8 protein-coding genes and 3 pseudogenes are annotated in these 11,116 nt (G+C 53.1%); all 11 read left to right on the forward strand.

What is annotated here, in order from left to right; all coding sequences use genetic code 11:
• Positions 1-130: pseudogene (locus QZ506_RS16995) on the forward strand (IS5/IS1182 family transposase); the annotation flags it as partial.
• A 311-nt stretch (positions 131-441) separates the two neighbouring features.
• Positions 442-873 (forward strand): nucleoside-diphosphate kinase, encoded by a 432-nt coding sequence (gene ndk / locus QZ506_RS17000; RefSeq protein WP_291972679.1) that lies wholly within the window; start codon positions 442-444, stop codon positions 871-873.
• A 185-nt stretch (positions 874-1,058) separates the two neighbouring features.
• The gene (locus tag QZ506_RS17005; protein ID WP_291972682.1) at positions 1,059-2,273 is read left to right on the forward strand and encodes a bifunctional tRNA (adenosine(37)-C2)-methyltransferase TrmG/ribosomal RNA large subunit methyltransferase RlmN; all 1,215 of its coding nucleotides are present in this window, start codon (positions 1,059-1,061) and stop codon (positions 2,271-2,273) included.
• A gap of 277 nt (positions 2,274-2,550) precedes the next feature.
• Positions 2,551-3,255 (forward strand): annotated as a pseudogene (gene pilW, locus QZ506_RS17010) (type IV pilus biogenesis/stability protein PilW).
• Positions 3,245-4,234 (forward strand): cytoskeleton protein RodZ, encoded by a 990-nt coding sequence (rodZ, locus tag QZ506_RS17015; RefSeq protein WP_291972684.1) that lies wholly within the window; start codon positions 3,245-3,247, stop codon positions 4,232-4,234. Before pilW ends, rodZ begins: the two are co-directional and overlap by 11 nt.
• 40 nt (positions 4,235-4,274) lie before the next feature.
• A complete protein-coding gene (ispG, locus tag QZ506_RS17020) occupies positions 4,275-5,396 on the forward strand; it encodes a flavodoxin-dependent (E)-4-hydroxy-3-methylbut-2-enyl-diphosphate synthase (RefSeq protein ID WP_291972686.1) in 1,122 nt (373 codons plus the stop codon).
• Between the two features lie 121 nt (positions 5,397-5,517).
• Positions 5,518-6,792: a histidine--tRNA ligase gene (hisS, locus tag QZ506_RS17025; protein WP_291972688.1), complete on the forward strand. Its 1,275-nt coding sequence runs from the start codon at positions 5,518-5,520 to the stop codon at positions 6,790-6,792.
• 13 nt (positions 6,793-6,805) lie between these two features.
• Positions 6,806-7,426, forward strand: a complete 621-nt coding sequence (locus QZ506_RS17030) for a YfgM family protein (RefSeq protein WP_291972690.1) — start codon at positions 6,806-6,808, stop codon at positions 7,424-7,426.
• Between the two features lie 10 nt (positions 7,427-7,436).
• On the forward strand, positions 7,437-8,618 hold the full coding sequence (bamB, locus tag QZ506_RS17035) for an outer membrane protein assembly factor BamB (protein WP_291972692.1): 1,182 nt from the start codon (positions 7,437-7,439) through the stop codon (positions 8,616-8,618).
• A 144-nt stretch (positions 8,619-8,762) separates the two neighbouring features.
• Positions 8,763-10,247: a ribosome biogenesis GTPase Der gene (gene der / locus QZ506_RS17040; RefSeq protein ID WP_291972694.1), complete on the forward strand. Its 1,485-nt coding sequence runs from the start codon at positions 8,763-8,765 to the stop codon at positions 10,245-10,247.
• Positions 10,248-10,443: 196 nt separating this feature from the next.
• Positions 10,444-10,971 (forward strand): annotated as a pseudogene (locus QZ506_RS17045) (Arm DNA-binding domain-containing protein); the annotation flags it as partial.
• Positions 10,972-11,116 lie beyond the last annotated feature (145 nt).

Genomic DNA, 11,116 nt, shown 5'->3' on the forward strand with positions numbered 1-11,116 from the left:
GGAAAGATGTTTTGGCCGATTAAAAGAATACCGCCGTATTGCCACACGTTATGACAAAACGGCGAGGAATTATCTGTCGATGGTTAAACTGGGCTGCATCCGCCTCTTTTACAAGAAGTTATGCAATTAAGGGACACAGCATAGCAGTGAGTTACGAGGTGAATCTAGTTATCTTATTGTTTTAAAAACAAATTACTCAAAATGTAACAAATTACTCTGGGAACTGTGATCGCACAGCGATTGCCATGAAGCGGGGATTTGCCCACCCGTGTGGCGATGTGTGCAATGACGAGACAAAAAGATACGATTTTTTTAAGAAAATGTTATATAAGCCGATAGGCAAGGGAATGTTGCCACCCTATAATCGGCGCCACTTTCACTGACTGGTATGATAATTTTTTTAATTCGGTCGTTATTAGCGTGTGACATAATGAGGTCAATATGACGGTAGAACGTACCTTTTCCATAGTAAAACCTAATGCCGTATCCAAAAATGCCATCGGTGCCATTTACGCGCGTTTTGAAAGCGCCGGATTCACGCTGGTGGCCGCCAAAATGGTGCAATTAACTCGTGCGCAGGCGGAAGGTTTCTATGCCGAGCACCAAGGCAAGCCGTTTTTTGATGGCTTGGTGGATTTCATGACCTCTGGCCCGATCATGGTGCAGGTGTTGGAAGGGGAAAACGCTATTCAGCGCAACCGTGACATCATGGGGGCGACGAATCCGGCGAATGCGCTGGCAGGTACACTGCGCGCTGACTACGCAGACAGTTTTACCGAAAATGCGGTACACGGCTCCGATTCTCCGGAATCTGCTGCACGTGAGATCGCTTATTTCTTCAGTGCTGAAGAGATCTGCCCGCGCCTGCGTTAATCTGGTGCGGCGGTTTTTCTCGCATCAAGCGTAAAAAAACGCGATGGCGGTAGCATCGCTGTTTTAAACTTTGTACAATGCCGCGCCCCGGATGAGCACGCACTGTTTGTCTGGGGCGTTTCTTATTCATATTATCGTCATCTGTCGCGCCACAACGTGTAATAACGAGGCCAAGAGTTACCATTATGAGCATGTCCCAATCTCCGTCTTTAGCGGAAAGTACCACCCTGTATGCCGCCACCTGTTCCTCCACTGCTACCGATGCTGCACCTGTCGTGAAAACCGACGGCGAAAAGATCAATCTGTTGGATTTGAATCGCCAGCAAATGCGCGCTTTTTTTGCCTCAATTGGTGAAAAGCCTTTCCGCGCCGATCAGGTGATGAAGTGGATGTATCACTACTGTAGCGATGATTTCGCCGAAATGACGGACATCAACAAGGTGCTGCGTCAGAAGTTACAGCAGATCGCCGAGATCCGTGCACCGGAAGTGGTCGCTGAACAACGTTCTTCGGATGGCACCATCAAATGGGCGATTCTGGTCGGTGGGCAACGGGTCGAAACCGTGTACATCCCGGAAGAAGATCGTGCCACGCTCTGCGTCTCCTCGCAGGTGGGCTGCGCCCTTGAATGCAAGTTTTGTTCGACCGCGCAGCAGGGGTTCAACCGTAACCTGCGCGTATCGGAAATTATTGGCCAGGCGTGGCGTGCCGCGAAAATCATCGGTGCTCAGAAAGTCACCGGTCAGCGCCCCATCACCAACGTGGTGATGATGGGCATGGGTGAGCCGTTGCTGAACTTGAACAACGTGGTGCCCGCCATGAAGATCATGCTGGATGATTTCGGTTTTGGTTTATCCAAACGCCGCGTGACGCTTTCTACCTCTGGTGTAGTACCGGCGCTGGATAAATTGGGTGATATGATCGATGTTGCTTTGGCGATATCGCTGCACGCGCCGACGGATGATATCCGTAATGAAATCATGCCCATCAACAAAAAGTATGACATCGCGACCTTTTTAGCCGCTGTGCGTCGCTATCTGGAGAAGTCCAATGCCAATCAGGGGCGCGTTACGGTGGAATACGTGCTGCTGGATCACATCAATGATGGCACCGAACATGCGCATCAGCTTGCCGAGTGTTTAAAAGATACCCCCTGCAAGATTAACCTGATTCCCTGGAACCCGTTCCCGGGGGCGCCCTATGGTCGTAGTTCCAACAGCCGCGTAGATCGTTTCTCCAAGGTGCTGATGGAGTATGGTTTTACCACCATTGTGCGTAAGACGCGCGGTGACGATATTGATGCGGCGTGTGGTCAATTGGCTGGCGAAGTGGTCGATCGTACCAAGCGTACGCTGCACACCAAACTCACGGGTGAACCAATTCAGGTTAAAGCGGTCTAACGCCTTAATGTGCTTGGCGAAATGGCATTTGGCATCGAATCAGGGTGCTAAACGCCTTTCATCGGCATATGATGGCGTCCGCGTAGCTAGCATGTATTGGCTGAATACGTGCTGGTGTTTACCGCGTTAACGACAATGCGGGATGCGACAGCGAGCGGACAGGGAATCCGTTTTTTAGCGGAGGGTCAGGATGACACCTCGTATTCAGTAAGATTATCTACAACGTCAAGAGTATGTACAGCGTCGTGTTTTATTCGCGCTCGGCATCGTAGTGCCACTGTTGAGTGGGTGTGCCAAGGTGCAGCGCCCGTCGGCGACCGAAGCGTTGGTCACTACGCGGTTGCAACTGTGTATGGCATACCTGAAACGAGACAATCTTGACGCGGCGCGGCGCAACTTGTCGAGTGCCATTGAGGACGCTCCAGACGATTACCGTACCCAACTGGGTATGGCGTTGTACGAACAGCGCATTGGCGAGTACGGTGCGGCAGAACGACGTCATCAAACTGCGTTGCGTCAGGCATCGGAAAATGCCAGCGTAATGAATAATTACGGTGCATTTCTCTGTAGTTTAGGGCAGTATGTAGCGGCGCAGAAACAGTTCAGCGCTGCGGCGCAACATCCTGATTATCGGGAAGTTGCGCAGGCTTTGTAAAACGCGGGATACTGCCATTTCAAAGCGGGAAAATGTGATGAGGCACACACGTTGTTAGTTCGGGCACTACACTATGACCCGACAAAAGGCGACAGGGTGCTCAGTGAAGTGGGGCATCGACTGAATGCCCAACACTTTAACGAAGCTAGGCACCTTTTGGATATTTATCACCATAGCCTTCCAGCCAGCGCTGAGAGTCTGTGGTTAGAGATTAGTTTCGCCGCGTTGGCGGGCCGTGATGATGAGCGTAACTATCATGGCGACAGGCTTGCGCGAAGTTTTCCACACTCTAAACAGTACCAGCAGTTCTTAGCTAATGAATACTGAAGCCACTCTAGAAAAGACCACCACTGCCACTCCTGGCGAGCGTCTGCGTCAGGCGCGTGAGCATATGGGATTGACACAGCAAACTGTCGCTGAACGTTTATGCCTCAAAGTGACCACCGTGCGAGAGATCGAAGAAGGCAGCACCTCTCCTGATTTAGCACCTACCTTTTTGCGCGGTTATATCCGCTCTTATGCCAAGCTGGTGCATTTGCAGGAAAGCGAACTGCTGCCCGCGTTGGATAAACACGTGGTGCCGAGAATCGCCAACGTGGCGTCAATGCAAGGCTTTGCATTGGGAAAAAGCCGTAAGAAACGCGATGGCTGGTTGATGACTTTTACCTGGCTGGTGGTGCTTATCGTGCTAGGGTTAACCGGTGCCTGGTGGTGGCAGAATTATCAGGTGCAGCAGCAAGAGATCAGCTCTATGGTCGATCATGCTGCGGCTAACACGCCGGAAGAGGCTGAGAGTCAAACGGCGGTTCCGCTCGCCACGACAGGCTCACAGACTATCGATTTGACGCAGATTGCGCCGGCCGCGCCGGAAGGTGCAAACACCACCGCGGATTCAGCGTCGGTGAATTCGCCTGCTGCAAATGCAGCAACGACTACGGGTGCGCCGGTGACGCCAGCGCAAGCAGGTAATGTGCATCAGCCTGTTGCACCGGTTACAACGCCCCCTTCTACTGCTACAGAGCCCGTTGCTTCACAGAGCGCAACGCCTGTCAGTGACAACGGCAATACCATTGCCATGACCTTTAGCGCCGATTGCTGGCTGGAAGTGATCGATGCGGCAGGCAAAAAACTCTACAGCGGCGTGCAGCGCAGCGGCAGTGTGTTAAACCTGAGCGGTCAGGCGCCTTATCGCTTGAAGATCGGCGCACCGGCAGCCGTGCGAATTCAGTATCAAGGTAAACCGGTGGATTTGAGCAGGTTTGTAAGAAGCAACCAGATTGCTCGTCTGACGCTGGCAGCGGAGTAATTTCCGGTGCCGGTGATGCTGTAAATGTGGAGAAGAAGTAATGCATAACCCTGCACCCATCGTCCGTCGCAAATCAACGCGCATCTACGTCGGCAAGGTGCCTGTTGGTGACAGCGCACCGATTGCAGTGCAGTCGATGACTAACACCCGAACCACCGATGTGGACGCCACGGTAAAACAGATCAAGTCCCTTGAACGCGTTGGCGTGGATATTGTTCGCGTCTCCGTGCCTGCCATGGACGCAGCGGAAGCGTTTAAGCTGATCAAACAGCAGGTTAACGTTCCGCTGGTGGCCGATATCCACTTTGACTACCGTATCGCGCTGAAAGTGGCGGAATACGGCGTAGACTGCCTGCGTATCAATCCCGGCAATATCGGCAACGAAGAGCGTATTCGCTCGGTGGTTGATTGCGCGCGCGATAACAACATTCCGATTCGCATCGGGGTCAACGGCGGTTCGCTGGAAAAGGATCTTCAGGAAAAATACGGTGAACCCACGCCGGAAGCGCTGTTGGAATCTGCAATGCGTCACGTGGACATCCTCGATCGCCTCAACTTCGATCAGTTCAAGGTGAGTGTGAAAGCGTCGGATGTGTTTCTGGCCGTGCAGTCTTACCGTTTACTGGCTGCGCGTATCGATCAGCCGCTGCATCTGGGGATTACAGAAGCAGGCGGCGCACGCAGCGGTGCGGTCAAATCGGCTATCGGCCTAGGGCTGCTGCTGTCGGAAGGCATTGGCGACACGCTGCGTATTTCGCTGGCGGCCGATCCGGTTGAAGAAGTCAAAGTCGGCTTTGATATCCTGAAATCGCTGCGTATTCGCGCGCGTGGCATCAATTTCATAGCGTGCCCTACCTGCTCTCGCCAGGAATTCGATGTTATCGGCACGGTCAACGCGCTGGAACAGCGCCTAGAAGATATCATTACGCCGATGGACGTTTCCATTATCGGTTGCGTGGTCAACGGGCCGGGCGAAGCGCTGGTCTCAACGCTGGGCGTGACCGGCGGTAACAAGAAAAGCGGCTTTTATGAAGATGGCGTGCGCCAGAGAGAGCGCTTTGACAACGACGACATGATTGACCAACTGGAAGCGAAAATTCGCGCCAAAGCGGCGATGCTGGATGAAAATAAACGCGTCACGGTCAATGTGGTGGACAAATAATCAGCCTCGCGTCGTCAGTGACTGTTAATCTGGCGGTGGCTTTAACGTTGAACAGAGAACATTGAACCCCCTATAATCGGGTCCATTGAAAAAACGATTTTAAAACACATAGGGAACTGACGTGGCAAAAAATATCCAAGCCATACGCGGCATAAATGATTATCTGCCTGCTGAAACGGCCTTATGGCAGCGTATCGAAGATAGCCTGAAAAAAGTACTCCGCAGTTACGGTTACAGTGAAATCCGTCTGCCCATCGTTGAGCAGACGCCGTTGTTTAAACGGGCTATTGGCGAAGTGACCGATGTGGTTGAAAAAGAGATGTACACCTTTGACGACCGTAACGGCGATAGCCTCTCACTGCGCCCGGAAGGGACCGCAGGCTGCGTACGTGCCGGTATTGAACACGGTATCCTTTATAATCAGGAACAGCGCCTGTGGTATATGGGGCCGATGTTCCGTCACGAACGTCCGCAAAAAGGGCGCTACCGTCAATTCCATCAGTTAGGCTGTGAAGTGTTTGGTCTGCAAGGGCCGGATATCGACGCCGAACTGATCCTGCTCAGTGCGCGCTGGTGGCGCGAACTGGGTATCGCCGAACACGTGGCGCTGGAACTGAACTCCATCGGTTCGCTGGAAGCGCGGGCGCACTACCGTGATGCGCTGATCGCGTTTCTGGAACAACACAAAGATCAGTTGGATGAAGATTGCTTGCGTCGCATGTACACCAACCCGCTGCGCGTATTGGATTCCAAAAACGCGCAGGTGCAGGCACTTCTCAATGATGCGCCGGTGTTGACGGACTATCTGGATGACGAATCTCGCCAACACTTTGAGCAACTGGGTGAACTTTTAACGCAAGCGGGTATCCCATTTACGGTGAATCCGCGGTTGGTGCGTGGTCTGGATTATTACAACCGCACTGTGTTCGAGTGGGTCACCACCAGTCTGGGTTCGCAGGGCACGGTGTGCGCGGGCGGCCGTTATGACGGCATGGTAGAACAGCTCGGTGGGCATGCCACACCTGCTGTCGGTTTTGCCATGGGGCTGGAGCGTTTGGTGCTGTTAGTGCAGTCGGTTAACCCTGATTTCACCGCACTGCTTGGCGTTGAGGTGTATCTGATTTCCTCTGGAGTTGGCACGCAGTCAGCGGCCATGCAACTGGCTGAAACACTGCGTGATGCGCTGCCTGAGCTGAAACTGATGACCAACTATGGCGGCGGAAATTTCAAGAAACAGTTTGCTCGTGCGGATAAATGGGGCGCTCGTATTGCGCTGGTGCTGGGCGAGAACGAAGTGGCTTCCGGTCAGGTGGTGGTGAAAAATCTGAGCAGCGGCGAGCAGGATACATTGGCGCAGGCGGACGTTGCCGCGCGTCTGGCAACGTTACTGGGTTGAGGAGAGAGACACCGTGGAAGTCTATACCACTGAGAATGAGCAAGTTGATGCGTTGCGCAGCTTTTTGATTGAAAACGGTAAAGCGTTGGTGGTGGGGATTGTGCTCGGTATCGGTGCCCTGGTCGGGTGGCGTTACTGGCAGAATCATCAGTCTGAAGGGGCCATGTCTTCCTCGTTGGCTTACCAGCAGGCCAGTGAAGCATTGGCGAAAGGTGATGCGGCGGGCGTTTCGGCGGCGGAAAAATTCTCGGCTGAGAATAAGAGCAGCTATGGCGTGTTGTCTTCCTTGCAACTGGCGCGCTATCACGCCGATAAAGGGGAGTTCGCTCAGGCGGAAACCCAATTGCGCACAGCGTTGACGCAAACCAAAGATGTCGATCTGCAAGCATTGACCGCGCTGCGTTTGGCGCGCGTTCAGGTGCAGCAGGGTAAAGCAGATGACGCATTGAAAACGCTGGATACCATCACACAGGCGGGATGTGCTGCGATGGTGGCGGATGTGCGCGGCGATGCCTTGGTGAGCAAAGGCGATAACGCGGCTGCGCGTGCGACATACGATAAAGGGGTGGCGGCGAATCCGCCACAGGCATTGCAGGCGTTGCTGCGTATGAAATTAAATAATCTGCCGGGCTAAGAGGAACGTCATGCAATTGCGTAAAACACTTGTGGTTGGAATGCTTTCTCTGGCTTTTTTGAGCGGATGTTCGCCGTCTAGCGGTGAAGAAGACGTGGTAGCCATGTCGCCGCTGCCCAAGGTTGAGAATCAGTTTACGCCAACCAAAGTTTGGAGCAGTTCTGTGGGGAGCGGTCTTGATGGGCACTACTCCAATTTGCGTCCAGCCTGGCAGGGTGATCGCGTTTTTGCCGCCGACCGTAAAGGTCTGGTGAAGGCGATGGACTTGGCGAACGGCAAAGAGCTGTGGCGTGCCGATCTCTCTACCAAACGTGGGCTGCTCTCGTCGCGTGAATCCGCGCTGCTTTCCGGCGGTGTGACGGTCTCTGGCGATCGTGTCTATGTCGGCAGTGAGCGCGCAGAGGTATTTGCGCTTAATGCGGCAGACGGTACCCTTGCATGGCAAGCCACGGCAGCGGGTGAAGTATTATCACGCCCGGTGGTGAGTGATGGCGTGGTGCTGGTGCACACCAGCAACGGTATGCTGCAAACGCTAAATGAAAGTGACGGTACCATTAAATGGACCGTAAACCTGGATATCCCGACGCTGTCGCTGCGCGGTGAATCTGCGCCTGCCATCGCGTTTGGTGCTGCTATTGTCGGCGGTGACAGTGGTCGTGTAAATGCAGTGCTGATCAACCAGGGGCAACTGATTTGGCAGCAGCGCATTTCTCAACCGAGCGGTGCGACCGAAATCGATCGTTTGAACGATGTGGATACGACGCCGGTGGTGGCTGGTGAGCTGGTGTATGCGCTCGGCTATAACGGCAACATGACGTCGCTCGATCTGCGCTCTGGCCAGATCGTGTGGAAACGCGAACTGGGCAGCGTGCAGGATTTTGTCATCGATGGCGATCGTATCTACGTCGTGGATCAAAACGATCGCGTGGTCGCTCTCAGCACCAATGGCGGCGTGAATCTGTGGCGACAAAGCGATCTGCTGCACCGTAACCTGACCGGACCGGCGCTGTATAATGGCTATCTGGTGGTGGGGGACTCCGAAGGTTATCTGCACTGGATCAATACTGCGGATGGTTGTTTCGTGGCGCAGCATAAAGTGGACAGTTCCGGTTTCCTGAGCGACCCTGTGGTGGCTAGCGACAAGCTGTTGATTCAGGCCAAGAACGGCGACGTATACGCGTTTACCCGCTAGAGAACAGAATGTCTCTGGGCTGCACCGCGCAGACGGGGTGAGCCTTGAAACGGCTCCTGAATGCATCAGGGGCCGTTTCTTCTTTTAAATGTCAGCGAGTCGATTTGCTGTAATATATTGAAATATAATAAATGAGGTTGTGAAATGATACCTGTCGTCACGCTCGTTGGGCGCCCGAATGTGGGAAAATCTACCCTGTTTAACCGCCTGACGCGTACCCGTGACGCCCTGGTGGCGGATTTTCCTGGGCTGACGCGTGACCGTAAATACGGTCGGGCGGAAGTGGAAGGACAGGAGTTCATTATCATTGATACCGGTGGTATCGACGGTTCGGAAGAGGGCGTGGAAACCCGTATGGCAGGGCAGTCGCTGCTCGCCATTGAAGAAGCGGATATCGTGCTGTTTATGGTGGATGCGCGCGCCGGCCTGATGCCTGCCGATCTGGGCATCGCACAGCATTTGTGCAGCCGCGAGAAAGCCACCTTCCTTGTCGCCAACAAAATTGATGGCGTGGATGCGGATATCGCGATGGCGGATTTCTATTCGCTGGGGCTGGGTGAGGTCTATCCCATGGCGGCTTCCCACGGGCGCGGTGTTACCTCGTTGCTGGAAAACGTGTTGCTGCCTTACGCCAAGCAGGAAGATGAACCGGTTGAACTGACGGAAGAAGAGGCTAACGCTGCCTATTGGGCGGAACAGTTAGGCGAAAATACCGATGAGCCAGAGGACACAGAAGATGGCTTCGATCCGGAAAGTATGCCCATTAAACTGGCTATCGTCGGTCGCCCCAATGTGGGCAAGTCCACCCTGACCAACCGTATTCTGGGCGAAGACCGTGTGGTGGTGTATGACATGCCGGGCACTACCCGCGACAGCATTTATATTCCGATGGAGCGCGATGGCCGCGAGTATGTGCTGATCGACACCGCTGGCGTACGTAAACGTGGCAAGGTAACGGAAACCATCGAAAAATTCTCGGTGATCAAAACGCTGCAAGCGATCGAAGATGCCAACGTGGTACTGCTGGTTATCGATGCGCGCGACGGCATTTCCGATCAGGATCTCTCTCTGTTGGGATTTATTCTTAATGCGGGACGTTCGCTGGTTATCACCGTGAACAAATGGGATGGGCTGTCGCAAGAGATCAAAGAGCAGGTGAAAGACATGCTCGACTTGCGTCTCGGGTTCATCGATTTTGCGCGTGTGCATTTTATCTCTGCGCTGCATGGCAGCGGCGTCGGTAACTTGTTTGATTCGGTACACGAAGCGTATACCTGCGCTACCAAGCGTGTGAACACCTCGCTGTTGACGCGTATCATGCAGATGGCCGTTGACGATCACCAGCCGCCGCTGGTTCAGGGCCGCCGCGTGAAGCTGAAATACGCTCACGCCGGGGGGTACAACCCGCCGATTGTGGTGATCCACGGCAATCGGGTCAAAGATCTGCCGGATTCCTACAAACGCTACCTGATGAACTACTATCGTCGTTCGCTGAACGTGATGGGTACGCCGATTCGCATTCAGTTCAAAGAGGGGGAAAACCCCTTTGCCGAGAAGCGCAATACCCTCACGCCCAACCAGTTGCGTAAGCGTAAGCGCTTGATGCAGCATATCAAGAAAGGCAAATAGTAGATCAGGAAGATTCATCAACACACACTCACCTCATAAAGCCCACATTATGTCGGGCTTTTTTGCTATCAGGGACTATTATAAAGACGCAATAAAGCGCATGACTAGCGTGTACACCTACGTGTACCTCTAAATATTATTAGCGTTTTAGTGTACATAGATTCGTGTACAACCAGATTATTTCAGGTATTCACACATGCCAAAACTCACAGACATGCAGATCAGCGCATGGATAAAAAGCGGAGAACGATTTGAAGGTCGGGCAGATGGTAACGTGCTGTATCTTTCATATCGCGAAACCTATCAAACCCCTGTTTGGCGCTTTCGCTATAAGCTCGTTGGGAAGCCTCGCACTATGATGATTGCCTCTTATTCTGATGTGAGCTTGGCTAAAGCTAGAGAGATAGCTAAAGAGCTATCTGCGCGTGTAGCTCTGGGCTATGACGTGGCAGGCGAAAAACAGGAGAGAAAAACCGAAGCACTGGCGAAGATTGAGGCTCAGAAAAACGCCATCCAAGTTTCAGAGCTTGCTGCTGAGTATTACACCCGCCAAATAGAAACTACGTTTAAACACCCTGAGCTATTCCGCAGTAGCCTTCAAAAAAATATCGTCGCGCTGATTGGCAAGCTGAAGGTCGAGGATGTTCGTCCACGTCATGTTGATAGCGTTCTACAGGATGTTTTAGAGCGAGGTTCACCAACCGTTGCCAATGATGTATTGAGAATGCGGCTTTGTTGAATAATAGGTAATCATGCTGTTTTTCCATGGCTTTGTTGAATAAATAGATATTATGCTGCGTAGCCATAAAGGCTGCGGATTCCCTTGACGTAAAATCAGTATGTTAAATCCAGAGCGTGGTGATGCATCC

The organism is Candidatus Symbiopectobacterium sp., from assembly GCF_020054415.1.
GTDB lineage: Bacteria > Pseudomonadota > Gammaproteobacteria > Enterobacterales > Enterobacteriaceae > Symbiopectobacterium.